Below are 18,023 nucleotides of genomic sequence, written 5' to 3' on the forward strand. Positions count from 1 at the left end.
AAAGCCATTTTATAGAAAGATAATAACAAGGATGTTCCATGACCGATTATACCAATTTAAAGCTCTCAATCGACGGCCATATTGCTACCGTCACACTGAATAACCCACCAGCCCATACGTGGACGATGGAAAGTCTGCCGGCACTCAAGCAGCTGGTCACTGACCTCAATGCCAATGATGATGTTTATGCCTTAATTATCCATGGCGATGGGGAAAAGTTCTTTTCAGCAGGTGCGGATTTAAACAATTTCTCAGACGGCGATAAAGGACGCGCGATAAGTATGGCTATCGCGTTTGGTGAAGCGTTCGAAGCGCTATCAGCGTATCGCGGCGTTAGCATCGCGGTTATCAATGGCTATGCTATGGGCGGTGGACTTGAGTGCGCGCTGGCCTGTGATATTCGTATCGCAGAAGCGCATGCACAGATGGCTTTACCAGAGACGGGCGTGGGCTTACTGCCCTGTGCAGGTGGGACGCAAAACCTACCTTTACTGGTTGGTGAAGGTTGGGCAAAACGGATGATATTGTGTGGTGAGCGCGTCGATGCCGAGACCGCATTACGCATTGGCTTAGTCGAAGAAGTCACGGCAAAGGGTGGGGGTTTATTAGCGGCGCAAGCCTTAGCGCAAAAAGTCGCTAAGCAATCACCTGTGGCGGTCAGTTATTCTAAGCGGCTTATCCAAGCAGCAAGAAATACCCCGCCTGCCCAAAACCTTATCCATGAACGCGAGGCTTTTGTTAAGTTATTCGACACCAACGATCAGCGCGAAGGCGTACAAGCATTCTTAGAAAAGCGCACACCCAATTGGCAAAATAAATAGCCTGTAGGCATGTCTTAATATTTACTTTACTCATTTTAATTTTGGTAGGTCTCTTTTATGACAGCAGTAACAGAAAACACAGAACAAGAAGCGCCAGTCCTGTTCAATACTGAGCCGACAGAGTGTGGTCACCTGATTGGCATAATGACGTTAAATACGCCAAAGTCTCTGAATGCGCTCAGCGTTGAGATGTGTCAGTTATTAGCCAAACAGCTAGAGCAGTGGCAAAACGACGATCAGGTAGTGGCATTGGTATTAAAAGGGGCAGGCGACAAGGCGTTTTGTGCTGGCGGCGATATTCGTAAGCTCTATGACAGCATGTCTATTAGTGCGCCGTTACCGAATCCTTATGCGACAGAGTTTTTTGGTCATGAGTATCGTCTTTATCGGCAGATGCATTTTTATCCAAAGCCATTAATTCTGTGGGGTGACGGCATTATCATGGGTGGCGGCATGGGTCTGATGGCAGGTTGTAGTCATCGTTTAGTCACCGAGCGCACGCGCTTTGCCATGCCAGAAGTGACCATTGGACTGTTCCCTGACGCCTCTGGTAGTTGGTTCTTGCAGCGCATGCCTGCTAAAACAGGTTTGTTCTTAGGGCTAACAGGTGCGATGTGTAATGGCAGTGACGCTTTATTAGCCAATCTTGCAGAGTATGCTGTTGCCAGTAGTGATTACGATGCTGTCATACAACGTTTAAAACAGAGTAATTGGCAAGGAGCAGCTGACAACAATGATAAATATCATAATAATAGCGCTCATAGTATCGTTAGTCGTGCGCTTACCGCACAGCCTGTTGCTGAGTTGCCTGCAAGTAAGCTTGCGATATATTGGAAACCTATCCAGCAATTAATGAACAGCGGTGGCTTAGGAGATATTGATGCACTTCTACAAAGTGACGAAGCGCTTGAAAAATTAGATACAGACTTTGCAGCAGATAGCTGGACGCAGCGCGCAGTAGCTACTTATCGTCACGGCTGCCCTGTAACTGCCGCTTTGACCTATGCGCTTTACCACAAAGTCACCGACTTATCGCTTGAGCAAGTCCTGTATTTAGAGACCAACGTAGCTGTGCATTGTGCCGCCAATCCTGATTTTAAAGAAGGCGTACGTGCGCTACTGATTGACAAAGACCGTAATCCGCAGTGGTCACGTTCACTGGCAGACTGTCTCAGTAGCGAAGGGCAGGCGTATATACATCAGCACTTTGTGAATCCTTATGCTAAAGGTGAGCATCCGTTAGGCGATTGGTTGGGTGAAGACGCTTTAGGCAGCCAGCTTGTACGCTAAGAGCTTATCGGCTCATTATAAGAATCAGGTATAAATTAAAAAACGTAAAACTATGTGTAGCACTGTCTGCATAAGCAATCATCAAGGAGCGATGAGATGGGTACAAAGGATTTGAATTTAAGTAATAAAGACACAAATAATACCGCTGCGAGCGTTAATCATACTACTAAGCCAAATATAGCCTTTATTGGGCTTGGCAATATGGGCGCACCGATGGCAGAGAACTTGTTAAAGGCAGGTTATACGCTATCGGTTTATGATTTATCTGAAGAGGCAACCGCGCGCTTGCAGCAAACAGGTGCCAGTGTGGCTGATAGTCCTAAAGATGCTGCGAGCAATGCACAAGTTATCATTAGCATGTTGCCTGCGGGCAAGCACGTCCATTCTGTTTATCTAGGAAATAATGGCGCTGATGGTTTACTAGCAGAATTACCTAAGGGTACGTTGGTCATCGATAGCAGTACCATCGCAGCAGCTGATGCAAGATTGGTGGCAGAAGCAGCAAGTAAGGTTGGTATCGACTTCTTAGATGCGCCAGTCTCCGGTGGTACTGGAGGCGCCATTGCTGGCACTTTAACTTTTATTGTCGGTGGTAGTGACGATGCATTCGCTAAAGCCGAACCAATACTCGCCGTTATGGGCAAAAACATCTTTCATGCAGGCGAGCATGGTGCCGGACAAGTGGCGAAAATCTGCAATAATATGCTGTTAGGTATTCTCATGGCAGGGACGGCAGAGGCGATTAATTTAGGCGTAAAAAACGGTCTCGACCCTAAAGTGCTATCAGATATTATGCTACAAAGCTCGGGCCGTAACTGGACGCTAGAGGTTTATAACCCTTATCCGCAGGTGGTGGAAAATGTGCCCTCTAGCAACGGTTATAAAGGCGGCTTTATGAGTAAACTCATGCAAAAGGACCTTAATCTTGCGATGCAAACGGCTAGGGATACCGATGTTGAAACGCCGATGGGAGCCAAGGCTACTGAGCTTTATAAATCTCACATAGTAGAAAATGGCGATAAAGATTTTTCTAGCATTATGGCGCGTCATGACAGTTCGGTCTTGTCTTAAAGCACGAAACGCTTCAAATCCTTAATCGATTTTGCATAGAGTGTTTTTCTAATTGCCATCATGTTATTAACAAAGCATAAAAAAGGTCTGCGCTGAACTGACCTCCAAATGTTGGACGGTTTAGTTTATAACAAGGACTGAGTTCTGTATTGCACAGGACTCAGTCCTTTTTACTCAGTCATATTTTTTCTTAATGTCACACACCCTAGTTTTGTAGCTCATACACCAATGCTTGAATATCATGCGCTGCCTTTTGCAAGCGCGGCACATGCTCCATTAGCTCATCTAATGACACGCGAATGGTTGGTGCGTGGATATATAGCGACGCCAGATAGCGAGATTTTTTGTCTAGTACAGGCACTGACACCCCTACCATCTCTGAGATAAATTCCTCATTATCGATACCAATGCCTGTCTCTGCGATACGATCAAGCTCGGCATTTAATGTATCAATATCGGTAATCGTATTTTTGGTAAATTTATCTAACGGTAGGCCTTGTAGTATTTTAGCGCGGCTGGTCGCAGACAACTGGCTTAAATATAACTTACCCGTAGCCGTACACCACATCGGTGATTTCGCGCCGACAGGCAGATATATTTGCAAAGGCAGCGAGGTGTTAGCGCGATTGGTATACATCATGTCCATCTGGTAAGGAATGGCGATACCGCAAGTCTCCTTAATCTCATCAACCAATTTTTGTAAAATAATTTGCCGCTCATTAAAAAATTGACGCTGCTGCCAAAGCTCAACGCTCAAATTACGCACCCGCTTGCCAGGAATAATACCGCCGCCAATATCGACGGTCACAAACCCTTCATCGACTAAGTTTTGAATCAAGCGATGGATAGTAGGTTTTGGGATATCAAGCTCTTGCGACAGTTCAAGTGGTGAGAGGGGTTTTGACGCATAAGACACCGCTTCGATAATCTCTAAAACACGGGTAATCGACGAAACTTTTGGCATAAAAATGGCTCAATAAGAATAATAAAGGTAAAGCGAAAAGTAGAAAAAAATCATTAATACGCTAATGAAAAGTCCAAAAATGCGAATACTAAAAAGACATCTATTAATAGCTCTAATTTAGCATAATAACGCACTCAAACAAGCTATCTTATTAGATGTAAACGATATATTTACGTTTTTATAGTTCAGACTAATTTCCCGCACTTCTGTTCTAGATCTTATTTTGGGTAGCATTGGATACGTTAGCTCACAAACCACAACAAACTGTAGTAATAAACTCTATAACTGTAATTGAGTTAAAGAGGGAGGTAGGCCATTATACTGACATGTTTTGTAATACCTTTACATGAGCGTTAAGCGATGCAATATTCATGTTCTGACTATTCAGTTGCTTTGAGAGTATTGTGTAACAGGAAAGCGAAGTTTTGCAGGTTGGTGTAGCAAATATTACAATATCTATGCAATCTTTACATAACGGCAAATAAAAAGTGCATTCATGGGGGTGACTTTTTAGGCCAAAATTGTTTTAATCTGCTCAACAAAATGGTTGTTTATAAAAAAGTTAAATTATCATTTTTTTACGGGCGAGTTATTTCACACTTTAGGAGAGTATTTATGAAACTTATTAAATTAACAGCAATTTCTGCTGCTGTATTAGCATCTACTGCTGCACTAGCAGCTGAACCAGTTATCGTTGTTGATAACAACGATGCGGTTGTATACGAAGCAGAGCCAGTTGCCGTAGCTTATCAAGCAGAGCCAGTTGCCGTAGCTTATCAAGCTGAGCCAGTTGCTGTTGTACAACCAGCAAACTCATATAGCGACAGAACTTTTTTCCAAACTGTGACTCATCCAGCGGCTATCAGCGCTGAAGTAGGTACACTAGGCTATGGTGCTAACATTGGTTGGGGTCTTAACGAAAAAACTGAATTGCAAGCTGGTTGGGCTGGTGGTGATGTAGCTGATCTATTCGGGGGCGACTTTGATGCGAAAGGTATCAACTATGATGTCGATACAGATTTTAGCAACCCGTACTTAGGTGTACAGTTACGTCCTACTGGTAACTGGTTCACAATGGGCGCTGGTATCATCGTTCCTGATAATGATATTGATGTTCGTGCAAATGCTGAAGGTGAAGGTTACTACAGTATTGATGGCAACAAGTTCTATGCTGGTAATGCAACTCTTGACCAATCTTTAGCTGAAGATTTTGGCGGTGATAACGTTGGTAACCTAGAAGGTAGTATTGAGCACCGTAACAAGTTAGCCCCTTACTTAACTGTAGGCTTCCGTCCTAATATCACGAATAACTTTGGTTTATTTGGTGAACTAGGTGCAGCTTATATGGGCAAAGTAGATGCAAACGTTCGTTACACTGGTGAAGGCGGAAATGCAGTAGCGGCGCAAGATGCAGCGCGTCAAGCTGAAAAAGATCTAGAAGATAAAAGCTGGTTAGAGTGGATGCCAATTGTTAAACTTGGTGCAACTTACCGCTTCTAAGCTAATCACAGTTTAACGACTGTTATTAGAAGAGAAGTAGCAAAAAAAAACGATCCTTTTTAGGGTCGTTTTTTTTTGGTCTAAAATATAGTTCTCATTCATTTTTTTTAAAGCATTAGGAAATATTTAATAAACAATCACGGTTTGCTGATGAGGTAAAAGAGCGATACGGTAATTGCTTTTATTGTCGTTAATGTCCAGTAAAGGTGAGTTGCTTGTAGCCCCTTTTATTAAATCAGCAATGAGGTAAGAGTAGTCCTTTCCTAATCCTTGTGCCAGCTTATACTGAAAAACCTTAATAAAACTTTCTTTTATTTGCCATAGTAGCTTGGCGATTACATTTCTTTGCATGGGTGGTAAGGTCTGCAAGATAGCCATTTCATTAGCATGGTAAAAGCGCTGCGCAACCTGCCATTTAACGGCATTTATTTCTATATCAATACCTACAGGACGATGAGCGCTAATGATCACCGCGGCTTTATTATCCAAATGTTCAAATAGATTTTCGTTTTTATGCTGATTAGAAATAATTTTGTTATGGGTGCCAGTATGACTAAAGCAGACGTAGTATTGACTATTGGCAAGTCGATATGGAAAGCTTGCGTCATTCAAGGTATCAATCATCTCTAGCTTATTAAGTAGTGATTGTAATAATAATCGTACGCCAGTGCGCTGCTGTTGGCGCTGACGATGAGCTATCTCGCGTGTAGATAGAGACACGGTAGAAATGCGATATTGCCATTGCATGTGACGCAATTTTTCCACGCTCGTATCTAAAAATAGATTGGGATTAAATAACAGCGGTAAATCGCTGAGTAAAACGGGATAATTTAAAAAACAAGGCGTGATAATCTGAGCTGACGCATACCAGGTTGTAGCGTCAAGTTGTTGGTAGTGAATATCACGTAATTTTAAAGTTGACATAATTTATCTGTAGAATATGAATAGAATAAGAAAAGCCCAACAATAGATTGCTGGGCTTCTTTAAATTAGGGCTGATTAACGCTTATTAAATGCTATTAGTAAGACAACTCAGCACGGCGGTTTTGGGCATATGCATCTTCTGTAGTACCGGCAACAGCAGGGCGCTCTTCACCATAGCTGATGATACGGACGTTGTTTACCGCAACACCTTGAGCGGCAAGATAATTACGTGCAGCTTGGGCACGGCGCTCACCTAGTGCCATGTTGTACTCGCGGCTACCACGCTCATCGGTATGACCTGCGATAACGACACCAGCGTTTGGATTTGAGCTTAGGAGGCTAGCGTGTTGGTTTAATACACTGGCAGCTTCTGAGGTGATTTCACTGCTATCAAAAGCAAAATAAACCACGGCTTGTAGATTTTCTGCACCAGTGATAACGGCATTTGAATTATCAACGATAACCGCACCGTTATAACCAACTTGACCACCTGGGATACCTAGTGGGGCAACGACCACTTCTGATGTCGCACGTTTGTTAGCACAACCTGACGCAAATACGACAGCGCTTGATAATACTGCGAGGGCAGCAACTTTTGCAATACTGGTAGACATATAAGCTCCTAAAATTTTAATAGCATTGATTTTAATGGCATTTGTTGTTTTTGAACTGCTTACGGTAAAACTTAGGTAATTACTATCTACCATATACTAAATGTTACTTTATGTAAGTAGTATTACTGTAAATAGTTCGAGAGTTTACCTAAAGATATGTAGCATTATGATTAAAACCTTTGAATTGATTTCTACCTTAACCAATTTAATTACTCATCGTACTTGAAATTTCATAGTTTAGGTCAATGTAACTATCTTAAAAACTTTGTTTATAACGAACACCGTGCTAATTAATAGGGCACTGTAAAATAATCAATTGACTGTTTAAAACGTGAATAATAATAGGAATTTCCATGTCGACTACTGAAACTGACGCACAAATTATCAATCCTGACATGCCAGATGTGCCGCCACATGCGCCAAGTAAAATACATTTGAAAGACTATCAACCGCCAAGCTTTGCGGTCGAAACCGTCGATTTGGATATTAAGTTATTCGATGACCATGCTATTGTGGATAGTACTTTGATGATGCAGCGCCAGACTGAGAGCGACTTAGTGCTGTATGGCGAAGGACTTGAGCTGTTATCTATTAAGCTGAATGGTGAAATACTTAACAGCGAGTGCTATACGCAAACGGATGGTAAATTGACCATTACCGATGCGCCGGAGCATAGCAAATTACAACTACAAGTACGTATCCATCCGCATACCAATACCGCGCTTGAAGGCTTATATATCGCCGGTAGTGGTGACGATACTATGTTCGTCACCCAATGTGAGCCTGAGGGCTTTCGCAAGATTACCTTTTATCCAGACCGTCCCGATGTGCTGGCAAGATTTACCACGCGTCTTGAAGCCGATAAGCGTTTCCCGACGCTATTGAGTAATGGTAACTTGCTCGAAGCGGGTGAAGTGTCGGATGCGCCTGAGCGTCATTACGCGATATGGCAAGACCCGACCAATAAACCAAGTTATCTGTTTGCTTGTGTCATCGCCGACTTAGATGTATTGACTGACAGCTATACGACGAGCGAAGGACGCGAGGTGAAGCTTGAGCTCTATGCAAAATCTGAAGATATTGATAAATGTGCTGTCGGTATGCAAGCATTAAAAGACTCGATGCAGTGGGATGAGGTCAATTATGGCCGCGCGTATGATTTAGACCGTTATATGATTGTTGCCGTCAGTCAGTTTAATATGGGCGCGATGGAAAACAAGGGTTTAAATATCTTTAACACCGCTTGTGTCTTGTCTAGTCCTGAAACGACCACAGATGCACGCAGCTTTAGTGTCAAATCTATCATTGCTCATGAATACTTTCATAACTGGACAGGCAATCGTATCACGTGCCGTGATTGGTTTCAGCTGTGTCTAAAAGAAGGCTTTACCGTTTATCGGGATCAATCATTTTCGGCCGATCAGCAGTCAAGTGCTGTCCAACGTATCGATGACGTGGCAACCTTGCGCGCGCATCAATTTGCTGAAGATGCCGGACCATTGGCGCACCCTGTACGTCCTGAGAGTTTCGTTGAGATTAATAACTTTTATACCACCACTGTTTATGAGAAAGGCGCTGAAATCGTCCGTATGATTGCCAATACGTTAGGGCCTGATAACTTTCGTAAAGGTACGGACGAGTACTTCCGCCGTTATGATGGGCAAGCGGTCACGGTTGAAGACTTTTTATCGGCGCTTAGTATTACCGATAGCAAGATTGAGGACTTTATCGCCTGGTATCGTCAGCCCGGTACGCCAGTGGTGTCTGGTCACCAAGATTATGACAGCGCGACGCAGACATTGACTATTACTTTGAGTCAGCAAACCCGTCAGGTTGCAGGTTTTGATGCACCAAAACCCTTGCCGATACCCGTAGCGACCGCATTATTTGATAAAAATTCTGGTCATATCATCGCTGAACGTATGCTGCTACTGGATCAAGCAGAGCAGACTTTTACCTTTGAAAATGTAATGAGCGAGCCAGTCGTGTCGTTGTTACGCGATTTTAGCGCGCCAGTACAGCTGAATTATGATTATCAAGATGAAGACTTGGCATTTTTGCTCAAATATGAAACCAACGGTTTTAACCGCTGGCAAGTTACGCAAATGCTGGTCAATCGTATTTTACTGCAAGGTCACGGCGCGAAAAGCAGTCCTGAGGTGTATCTACAAGCAGTGGCGCAGGCCTTACCTGAACTGGCTGCTAATGATGCGATGTTGGCGGCACGTTTGCTAGATATTCCATCATCACAGGAGCTGGCAGCTGCTATTCATCAAGAATACGATCCAGAGCTGGTAAAAGCACAACGTGAAAGCTTATATCAACAGCTGGCGACAGCGCTAAAAGATCAATGGTCTGAGCTTTATAAGCAGTTACCAATACAGGCTTATGAAGACCGTGCGGAAGCTCGTGGCAATCGCGCTTTACGTAATGTGGCCTTAGATATGGCCTTGACCGCCAACGTTATCGGTGCAGATGAATGGGCAGAGCAGCAGTATGATAACGCCAGCTGTATGACCGAGCGTTTTGGCGCGTTAAAGGCGATGGTCAATCATCAACTGGCAAATGCTGATAAGTATCTGGCGGATTTTTATCAGCGCTTCCAAAATAATGATTTGGTCATCGATTTATGGTTTAGTGTGCAAGCCTCTGCTGATGCGGTTACGCCCGATACTATTAAATCCTTACTTGCGCATAACGATTTTGATTGGAATACGCCCAATCGTGTACGTTCGGTCATCAGTGCCTTTACCTCGCAGCCTACGGTGTTGTGGACACCAGAGGGTTTAGATATTTATATCGCTGTGATTAAAAAGCTGGATGACGCCAATCCGGTGTTAGCGTCACGCTTATTACAAGTGCTGGCACGTTGGAATACTTTGGCGGAACCGCGGCGTCAAATGGCGCATGAGCAGTTGCATGAACTACAAAAGCAAGCGACTTCTAAGCATGTAATTGAAAGCTTAAACAGTGTATTAGGTGCTGCAAATGAAGGTTCTGCAACTGCGTAAAGAGCAGTACTTTATAAGTTAATACTTATAAAACAAGATTAATCAGTTAAAAGATATAAAAAAGGCCCGTCTGATATCTGATATCAAACGGGCTTTTTTATGAATGGTCGATAACGACTAATTCTGACCAGTCACTATTAACGATTCGGCAAAACGTCTTTAACCATATCGCGTAGATTGTGTAGAGCGCTAACGGTGCTTTCCCAATCTAGGCAACCATCGGTGATAGATTTACCGTATTCAAGCTGGCTTAAGTCAGTCGTTAGCTTTTGATTGCCACCTTTTAAATGACTCTCAATCATCAAACCGATAATAGATTTATTACCGTTTTTAATCTGCTCGGCAACGTTTTGAATGACCATTGGTTGCAGATACGGGTCTTTACCTGAGTTGGCGTGGCTTGAGTCAATCATAATTTTGCTATTGGTTTTGCCTTTTGCTAGCTCATTTTCAACTTGTGCAACAGCGGTTTCATCATAGTTTGGCTTACCATTACCACCGCGTAGGACTACGTGCGCGTAGGGGTTGCCTTTAGATTTGATGATAGAAACTTTGCCATCTGCTGATAAGCCGAGGAAGCTATGACCTTCTTTTACCGCTTGCATGGCATTAACCGCAACGGTCATGCCGCCATCGGTGCCGTTTTTAAAGCCAACTGGACACGACAAGCCTGAGCTCATTTCACGATGCGTTTGGCTTTCGGTGGTACGCGCACCAATCGCTGACCAACTAATCAAATCCTGAATGTACTGCGGCGTATTTGGGTCTAAGGCTTCGGTTGCGCACGGCAGACCTTTTTCATTCAAATCAAGCAGTAGCTTACGAGCAGTGCGCAGACCTTTTTCGATATCAAAGCTGTCGTTCATATCAGGGTCATTGATCATGCCTTTCCAGCCAACCGTAGTACGCGGCTTTTCAAAATAAACGCGCATCACAACGAAGATGCTGTCTTCAATCTCTTTTGCCAATACCGCCAAGCGATCGGCGTATTCGTGGGCGGCTTTAATATCGTGAATAGAGCAGGGGCCAATAACCACAAATAGACGCTTGTCTTTGCCATCGAGGATATCTTGGATGGTATTGCGACCTTTTAGAACCGTGTTATAGGCGTCATTCGACAAAGGTAGCTCAGACTTTAGCTCAGCGGGTGTGATTAAAGGAATGAATTTTTCAATATTCACGTCGTCAATATCTGCATTATGAGTAGCTGGTGTTGTCATGATTATATATCGTCTAGCTGATTTATAGGGATATTCATTATGCGGACAAAAGCGCTGGTTGACAAGGGCAGTCGTACAGTTAATTGACTGCTAACTGGAATGTGGCGACCAAAACTTTGTTATGGCTAATGGCTGCATCCCGTCTTAACATGCTGTCACTCATAGGTATATAAGAATAATAAGGCAGTGTAAAGCATAGGTGAAATGATGCTTTATCGCTAACCTAAGTCCAAATTTGCATTAAACAGAACGTTTATAGGCAGATATAAATGAGTGATACTGAATGGATTTTGTGCACTAATTTCGCTATTTTTAGCTATTTCCAGCACTGTCACGTATGATGGCAATATAAACGACTAAGTTCGAGCATTATAGAATGCTATCAAGATGCCTTTTAATGGGCATCTTATTACGGTTAAGCTATGTTATATTTTATATAATCATTTTTATGATAGACGCATTTTATCTTTTGTTTCATTTAACTGTGCTACTCAAATGGCACCAATTAAATTGTACCACTTTAATATTGAGAGCTTATCATGACAGATCCTGCTACGCCTCACCAACCTGCTGATACAACGCCAGCACCGGATGCTTATGGTGCTTTTGATAAATTGCCTGAGGTTACAAGCTCGCCACTGGTGATAGGGATTGTCGCCGGGGAAGTGTCAGGCGACAGTTTGGGTGCAGATTTTATGCAGCAGATGAATAATCTGCGTGATGATATTATTTGGGTTGGGGTTGGCGGCGCAAAGATGCAAGCGCAAGGGCTACAAAGTATTTTTCCGTTATCGCGCTTAGCTGTGATGGGCTTGGTCGAAGTAGTGGCGCAGTTACCGGACTTGCTTAAAGCGCGTCAAGAGCTGCTGACGGCATTTAAAACGGCAAGTATTGATTGGTTTATCGGCATTGATGCACCCGACTTTAACCTTAGAGTGGCAAAGAAATTAAAGCCGCAGGGCGTGTTTTGCGTGCAGTATGTCAGCCCTTCTATTTGGGCGTGGCGTGAGTCGCGTATTCATAACATTATGGCAGCGACCAATCTGGTACTTTGCCTATTCCCATTTGAGCTGCCGGTCTACGAGCGTTATAATCATCCCGCGATTTGCGTCGGTCATCCGCTACTACGAACCATTGATCAGACCTTACTTGAGACGCCCATCAATCAGCGCCGTAGCGAATTGGTCTGGCATAATGATGGCTTGCAGCAGTTTTTCATCGACCGCTTTGATGAGGTCAGTCAGCTTATTTGCGTCATGCCCGGCTCTAGGCGTGGTGAGATAACGGCTATTTTGCCGCTTATGCTCGATGGTATCCAAAGACTTTTGCTGTTAGATCCTAAGCTATGCTTTATCATTCCAACTGTCGATCAAAACCATCAATATATCGTGCAAGATGTGATCGATAAGCGCTCAGAGCAACTGCGGGCGGCGATTGCGGTGGTCTATGATGAAAGTCAGCCAGCCTTTAGTCAGCTGGCGATGGCGGCATCAGACATGGTTATGTTAGCGTCGGGTACTGCAACCTTGGAAGCCATGCTGCTTGAGCGTCCAATGGTGGTGATTTATCAATTAAATCAGCTGACTTATCAGATAGCAAAACGTTTGGTGAAAGTCCCTTATGTCGGTTTGCCCAATATTTTGGCAGACAGCGCAATCGTGCCCGAGCTTATCCAAGAGCAGGCAAGTGGTGATAATATCTGTCGTACCGTGATGCGTTTGTTGCAGCCGCGCGCGTACGCTGAACAATTAAAAGCGCTGATTGATACCAAGTATGCATTGCAACAACAAAGCAATCATGACCCTGCGCATAGCGTCATCGAACAGTGGTTTTTTCAAAACCGCGACAGTTATCAAAGTCATGATTTTAATGGACAAGACGGTCATGTCAGTCAAGAAAATTACGACAGCCAAGACAATTATCAAGCTCAGTAATCAAGATTAATAACTAAGCTCAGTAATCAAGCGCTAATTATGTTAGGCACGCAAAAAATTCATTAAACCGTAAAGTTAAGAAATAATAAAGTTATGAGTACTATGTCTTCTACAGAAAATAACCCTATAAAAAGCCCAGCTATGCCTAAGCATACCGTTCAGACTGAAAGAGTTATTGAGCAAGTTGATATTAAAGGACAATACATACAACTGGCGGCTCCCATACAGTTATCAGGGCAAATCAATATCGCAGAACTGATTGCGCAATACTCATTAAGTTTAGAAAACTTGCAACCAGCAACCTTACAAATTGGCGTGGATGAAGCAGGGCGTGGCCCGCTGCTAGGTAGCGTTACTGTCGCTGCGGCAATATTACCTGCGGCGTGGTCAGGTTTAATTGAAAATGAGCCACTAAAAAATACGCCATTGTCTATACTGACGGACTCGAAACAGCTGAGTGAAAAAAAGCGCGATATTCTTTATCCGTTGGTTCAGCAGCATGCAGTCGCGCACATCGTCGCTGATATACCGCCAGCGGTCATCGACCAAGTCAATATCTTGCAAGCAACCATGCTTGGTATGCGCTTATGTACTGAGATTTTATTGGAAGTAGTTGCTAAATACCTTGATGAAGAACAGAAAGCACGTTTTGAGATATTGATTGATGGCAATCGTTGCCCGGATTTAGATTATGTAAGCATTGCTAAATATGGTATTCAAGAGCCAGCGATTGACTGTCAAGCGTGGGTAAAAGGCGATGGCCGACATACCAGTATCGCGGCGGCCAGTATTCTAGCAAAAGTCAGCCGTGATAAGACTATGTATGCGCTTGATGCCGAACATCCTGAATATGGCATCGCCAAGCATAAAGGCTATCCAACGCGCGCCCATATGGAAGCGATTGCAGCTCATGGCGTATTAGCCGCGCATAGACGTAGCTTTGCACCGGTAAGAAAAGTGCTTGAAAGTTAATATTGCCTGACCTAAAAATGATCATTAGCTAGCAGAATGAGACTGCTTAATAAAATAGCCTAAGCAAATAAATTTAAATAAGAAAATGCTTTTAGTCATAAAAAAACCCTCTGTTTATTAAGAACAGAGGGTTTTTTTATTTAAACCTTTAACAACAGAAATCTTCAAAGTCCCAAAAATACTTAGAACGATGAGTTGGGCTGCTTTAAAAACGCTTCTTCTTCGTCAGTCGTTTCACGATCCAACGTGTCGTTACGATGTGGATAGCGTCCAAATTTATCGATAATCTCTTTATGACGCTCTTCAAACTCTAAGGTTGTTGCATCATTTAATTGCTTAAACAGCGGCAGATAGCGCTCATGAATCATGGCCGATTCAGAATGCATAAATGGCATGATAATAAATTTGCGCCACTGCGCTGGCAGCGTATCAAAATATGGTTGTCCAATGGCTTCTTGTGCCAATGCTAGCGCCATGCCATCTTGGGCAAAAGCGCACGCTTGCTCACGGCATAAATTACGCGAAAACTGATCTAACACGATAATTTCTGCCAAGCGTCCTGCTAGCGCTGTGACTGAGCTATTGCTATCAGTCGCTGCATCTGCGATACGCCACGACACGCATTCACCCTGTTTTGCTGCCTGCCAAATATCATAAAACTTGTCTTTTATCTTTTTATCAAAAGCATCATTTTGCGCAAACCAATACTGCTCATTGTCTTTATCGAACCAAAAATCCAATACCGCACGCGCATCCGCAGCAAGATGTTCTAAGCTGATGTTTTGTGGGTCTAGCTGGGATAGGTTGGCTGGGTTTTTAGCCGTAGAATAATCGGTCGAGAGTGCCATAAGATATTCTAATTATGATGAATTTAGTCTACTATAGCGCAATTATTTAGGTCTGTCATGATACCGACCGCAGCTATTAGGTAACCTCTTATGAATACAAATTTACCGTTACAAACCAGCCCTTCATCTTTGCCTGCAACGCCCTATTATCTACTTGATGAAGCGGCAATCGTTGCCAATATGCAGATTATCGCGCGTCTGTGCGAGCTATCTGGCGCCAAAGCCTTGCTCGCGCTCAAATGTTTTGCCACTTGGGGCGTGTTTGATGTCATGCAGCCTTATTTGCATGGTACAACCTCGTCTTCATTGAATGAAGTGCGGTTGGGCTATGAGACCTTTGGTAAAGGTAAAGGCGGTGATAATAAAAAAGAAACCCATGCTTATAGCGTTGCTTATAGCGCCGATGAAATCGACGAAGTATTGAGCTATGCCGATAAAATAATCTTTAATTCCATCTCGCAGCTGAATGCTTTTAAAGACCAAGCCAAAGCACAAAATATACCAGTAGGGCTACGCTTAAATCCAAAGACCAGTAATTCGTCCTTTATTATTGCTGATCCTGCGCGTCCCTTTAGCCGCTTAGGTGAGCATGATAAAGATAAGATTACCGCCGTACTTGCTGATATCACAGGCGTCATGATTCATAACAACTGTGAAAATGATAGCTTTGAGGCATTTAGCGCAAGCTTAGCCGATATCGAAAACAGGTTTGGTGAGGTGCTGGCGCAGCTTGAATGGGTGAGCTTGGGCGGTGGTATTCACTTTATCGCGCCTGATTATCCACTCGAAAAACTGGCTGATAGATTAAAAGGCTTTAGCGAGAGATACGGCGTACAAGTCTATCTTGAGCCGGGCGAAGCAAGTATTCATGGTGCTGGCTCATTAGTCACGACCGTCTTAGATACCATGCACAATGAAAAAAATCTCGCCGTCGTCGATGCCTCTATCGAAGCACATATGCTTGATTTACTGATTTATCGCGAGTCTGCTCCCATTGTGTCCATTAATGAAGAATCAATAGATATGATGCCGGTAAATAAAGATCAAAAAGAGGGCGCTGCAGACAATACTATTATTTACGGTCGTTCTTGTTTGGCAGGCGATATCTTTGGTGAGTACGCCTTACCGAGTAATTTGAAAATTGGCGATACCATTGCGTTTGGCAATGCTGCCGGTTATACCATGGTCAAGAAAAACTGGTTCAATGGTGTGGGCATGCCTGCAATCGTTATCCGCCGTTTAGATGGGTCGATAGATGTGCAGCGTGAGTTTGATTATCAAGATTATAAGGCCAGCTTGTCTTAATTTTGCTATTAATAATAAGCTGGTAAGATTTGAATAATAAAATTGCATGTCATCTTATCGATTAATTATTGCCGAAAGGTGGGTAAAAATTGTTATAATCGCCGCGGGTAAAAGCAAGTAGCCAAATACTGCTTTGCCCGACGGGTGCGTGGGTTTTCCTCGGTCTTCCTTTTTAATTCACGCATATCATTCACTCGTTTCTGTTTTGACTCGCCACCATCGATGGTATCGACAGGGACACAAAGGAGGATTGTTCATTGAACACAAATCAAACTAACCCTAGCAAAAAAGACGTGCTCATCATCGGTGCAGGCGGTGTGGCGCAAGTGGTCGCGCATAAATGTGCGATGCATAATGACGTCCTTGGCGAGATTCATATTGCCTCACGCACGCAAGATAAATGTGATGCCATCGCCCAAAGTGTCAAAGAGAAGAATAGCTTTAAGCTGCCTGCGGTATTACATACCCATCAAGTCGATGCGATGGATACGCAAGCGCTGATACAGCTGATTGAAGAGACGGGTATTCAAATCGTTATCAATGTCGGTTCGGCATTTGTCAATATGACCGTTTTAGAGGCTTGTATTGAAACAGGCTCGGCTTATATTGATACCGCCATTCATGAAGATCCGCGCAAGATTTGCGAGACGCCGCCATGGTATGACAACTATGAATGGCAGCGTAAACAGCGCTGTGCCGACAAGAACATCACGGCGATTTTGGGTGCTGGATTTGATCCTGGTGTGGTCAATGCCTATGCGCGACTTGGCTATGACATGATGGATGCAGGCTCGGTGACGGATATCGATATTATCGATATCAACGCTGGCAGCCACGGTAAGTATTTTGCCACCAACTTTGACCCTGAGATTAATTTCCGTGAGTTCACTGGTACGGTTTATTCTTGGCAAGACAGTAAGTGGCAGTCGAATAAGATGTTTGAAGTCAAACGTACCGATGATTTGCCAGTCGTTGGCGAGCAAAACAGTTACCTAAGTGGTCATGACGAGATTCATTCTTTATCGGCTAACCTAGATGTGCCAAATATCCGCTTTTGGATGGGCTTTGGTGAGCATTATATTAATGTGTTTACTGTGCTCCAAAACCTAGGTCTATTGTCTGAGCAGCCGGTGATGACTGCTGAAGGGCAAGAAGTGATTCCGCTTAAGGTGGTGAAAGCCGTACTGCCGGATCCAAGTTCGCTTGCGCCAAATTATACGGGCAAAACCTGCATCGGCGACAAGGTTAAAGGCAAAATTAACGGCGTTGATAGCGAGGTATTTATCTACAATATCTCCGATCATAAAGACGCTTATAACGAAGTCGGTAGCCAAGGCATCTCTTATACTGCAGGCGTGCCACCCGTTGCTGCTGCAATGTTGGTCGCGACGGGCGAGTGGGATGCGGGCAAAATGGTCAACGTTGAAGAACTTGATGCAAAGCCATTTATCAACTTGCTAAATGAGATTGGTTTGCCAACGCGTATCCAAGACGCCAACGGTGATAGAGCGCTTGAGTTTGATATGTAATATATATTAAGCCATAAAAA

The 18,023-nt window shown here is 43.6% G+C and carries 14 protein-coding genes; 9 read left to right on the forward strand and 5 right to left on the reverse strand.

Annotation, left to right across the window (positions count from 1 at the left end):
* Positions 1-38: 38 nt before the first annotated feature.
* The 3 genes from AB8P72_RS05850 to mmsB all read left to right on the forward strand — a co-directional run bounded on the left by AB8P72_RS05850 (position 39) and on the right by mmsB (position 3,182).
* The gene (locus tag AB8P72_RS05850; protein ID WP_068404178.1) at positions 39-821 is read left to right on the forward strand and encodes an enoyl-CoA hydratase; all 783 of its coding nucleotides are present in this window, start codon (positions 39-41) and stop codon (positions 819-821) included.
* Between the two features lie 57 nt (positions 822-878).
* Positions 879-2,111, forward strand: a complete 1,233-nt coding sequence (locus tag AB8P72_RS05855; protein ID WP_369958214.1) for an enoyl-CoA hydratase/isomerase family protein — start codon at positions 879-881, stop codon at positions 2,109-2,111.
* A 201-nt stretch (positions 2,112-2,312) separates the two neighbouring features.
* Positions 2,313-3,182 carry a 3-hydroxyisobutyrate dehydrogenase gene (gene mmsB / locus AB8P72_RS05860; RefSeq protein WP_369958275.1) on the forward strand — a complete coding sequence of 290 codons (870 nt, stop codon included), beginning with the start codon at positions 2,313-2,315 and terminating at the stop codon, positions 3,180-3,182.
* Between the two features lie 205 nt (positions 3,183-3,387).
* On the opposite strand, the gene AB8P72_RS05865 is transcribed toward mmsB, so the two are convergent.
* Entirely contained in the window at positions 3,388-4,146 is a 759-nt protein-coding gene (locus AB8P72_RS05865) for an IclR family transcriptional regulator (protein ID WP_068404183.1), read from the reverse strand.
* Positions 4,147-4,761: 615 nt separating this feature from the next.
* On the opposite strand from AB8P72_RS05865, the gene AB8P72_RS05870 reads away from it, so the two are divergent.
* Entirely contained in the window at positions 4,762-5,646 is an 885-nt protein-coding gene (locus AB8P72_RS05870; protein ID WP_369958215.1) for a hypothetical protein, read from the forward strand.
* A 126-nt stretch (positions 5,647-5,772) separates the two neighbouring features.
* Here the strand turns inward: AB8P72_RS05870 and AB8P72_RS05875 are convergent, their stop codons facing one another.
* Together AB8P72_RS05875 and pal are read right to left on the reverse strand one after the other, a co-directional pair.
* Positions 5,773-6,570 carry a 4'-phosphopantetheinyl transferase superfamily protein gene (locus AB8P72_RS05875; RefSeq protein WP_369958216.1) on the reverse strand — a complete coding sequence of 266 codons (798 nt, stop codon included), beginning with the start codon at positions 6,568-6,570 and terminating at the stop codon, positions 5,773-5,775.
* A 95-nt stretch (positions 6,571-6,665) separates the two neighbouring features.
* The gene (gene pal, locus AB8P72_RS05880; RefSeq protein ID WP_068404186.1) at positions 6,666-7,184 is read right to left on the reverse strand and encodes a peptidoglycan-associated lipoprotein Pal; all 519 of its coding nucleotides are present in this window, start codon (positions 7,182-7,184) and stop codon (positions 6,666-6,668) included.
* A 395-nt stretch (positions 7,185-7,579) separates the two neighbouring features.
* Between pal and pepN the strand changes: the two genes are divergently transcribed.
* Positions 7,580-10,195 carry an aminopeptidase N gene (pepN, locus tag AB8P72_RS05885; RefSeq protein ID WP_369958276.1) on the forward strand — a complete coding sequence of 872 codons (2,616 nt, stop codon included), beginning with the start codon at positions 7,580-7,582 and terminating at the stop codon, positions 10,193-10,195.
* A gap of 137 nt (positions 10,196-10,332) precedes the next feature.
* On the opposite strand, the gene AB8P72_RS05890 is transcribed toward pepN, so the two are convergent.
* Entirely contained in the window at positions 10,333-11,415 is a 1,083-nt protein-coding gene (locus AB8P72_RS05890; protein ID WP_198327847.1) for a 3-deoxy-7-phosphoheptulonate synthase, read from the reverse strand.
* Between the two features lie 539 nt (positions 11,416-11,954).
* Between AB8P72_RS05890 and lpxB the strand changes: the two genes are divergently transcribed.
* Entirely contained in the window at positions 11,955-13,349 is a 1,395-nt protein-coding gene (lpxB, locus tag AB8P72_RS05895; protein WP_369958217.1) for a lipid-A-disaccharide synthase, read from the forward strand.
* Positions 13,350-13,442: 93 nt separating this feature from the next.
* The gene (locus AB8P72_RS05900) at positions 13,443-14,321 is read left to right on the forward strand and encodes a ribonuclease HII (RefSeq protein ID WP_068404190.1); all 879 of its coding nucleotides are present in this window, start codon (positions 13,443-13,445) and stop codon (positions 14,319-14,321) included.
* Between the two features lie 182 nt (positions 14,322-14,503).
* Here the strand turns inward: AB8P72_RS05900 and AB8P72_RS05905 are convergent, their stop codons facing one another.
* Positions 14,504-15,169: a DUF924 family protein gene (locus AB8P72_RS05905; protein WP_068404192.1), complete on the reverse strand. Its 666-nt coding sequence runs from the start codon at positions 15,167-15,169 to the stop codon at positions 14,504-14,506.
* Between the two features lie 90 nt (positions 15,170-15,259).
* On the opposite strand from AB8P72_RS05905, the gene nspC reads away from it, so the two are divergent.
* Together nspC and AB8P72_RS05915 are read left to right on the forward strand one after the other, a co-directional pair.
* The gene (gene nspC / locus AB8P72_RS05910) at positions 15,260-16,474 is read left to right on the forward strand and encodes a carboxynorspermidine decarboxylase (protein WP_068404194.1); all 1,215 of its coding nucleotides are present in this window, start codon (positions 15,260-15,262) and stop codon (positions 16,472-16,474) included.
* Between the two features lie 257 nt (positions 16,475-16,731).
* Positions 16,732-18,003 (forward strand): saccharopine dehydrogenase family protein, encoded by a 1,272-nt coding sequence (locus AB8P72_RS05915; protein WP_068404196.1) that lies wholly within the window; start codon positions 16,732-16,734, stop codon positions 18,001-18,003.
* The last annotated feature ends 20 nt before the right edge of the window (positions 18,004-18,023 follow it).

This window comes from Psychrobacter sp. CLB018, assembly GCF_041222815.1.
Lineage (GTDB): Bacteria > Pseudomonadota > Gammaproteobacteria > Pseudomonadales > Moraxellaceae > Psychrobacter > Psychrobacter faecalis.

Bases quoted from the DNA above. Each gene is read 5' to 3' on its own strand.
- AB8P72_RS05850 (WP_068404178.1), top strand. From the start codon at position 39: ATGACCGATTATACCAATTTAAAGCTCTCAATCGACGGCCATATTGCT.
- AB8P72_RS05855 (WP_369958214.1), top strand. From the start codon at position 879: ATGACAGCAGTAACAGAAAACACAGAACAAGAAGCGCCAGTCCTGTTC.
- mmsB (WP_369958275.1), top strand. From the start codon at position 2,313: ATGGGCGCACCGATGGCAGAGAACTTGTTAAAGGCAGGTTATACGCTA.
- AB8P72_RS05865 (WP_068404183.1), bottom strand. From the start codon at position 4,146: ATGCCAAAAGTTTCGTCGATTACCCGTGTTTTAGAGATTATCGAAGCG.
- AB8P72_RS05870 (WP_369958215.1), top strand. From the start codon at position 4,762: ATGAAACTTATTAAATTAACAGCAATTTCTGCTGCTGTATTAGCATCT.
- AB8P72_RS05875 (WP_369958216.1), bottom strand. From the start codon at position 6,570: ATGTCAACTTTAAAATTACGTGATATTCACTACCAACAACTTGACGCT.
- pal (WP_068404186.1), bottom strand. From the start codon at position 7,184: ATGTCTACCAGTATTGCAAAAGTTGCTGCCCTCGCAGTATTATCAAGC.
- pepN (WP_369958276.1), top strand. From the start codon at position 7,580: ATGCCAGATGTGCCGCCACATGCGCCAAGTAAAATACATTTGAAAGAC.
- AB8P72_RS05890 (WP_198327847.1), bottom strand. From the start codon at position 11,415: ATGACAACACCAGCTACTCATAATGCAGATATTGACGACGTGAATATT.
- lpxB (WP_369958217.1), top strand. From the start codon at position 11,955: ATGACAGATCCTGCTACGCCTCACCAACCTGCTGATACAACGCCAGCA.
- AB8P72_RS05900 (WP_068404190.1), top strand. From the start codon at position 13,443: ATGAGTACTATGTCTTCTACAGAAAATAACCCTATAAAAAGCCCAGCT.
- AB8P72_RS05905 (WP_068404192.1), bottom strand. From the start codon at position 15,169: ATGGCACTCTCGACCGATTATTCTACGGCTAAAAACCCAGCCAACCTA.
- nspC (WP_068404194.1), top strand. From the start codon at position 15,260: ATGAATACAAATTTACCGTTACAAACCAGCCCTTCATCTTTGCCTGCA.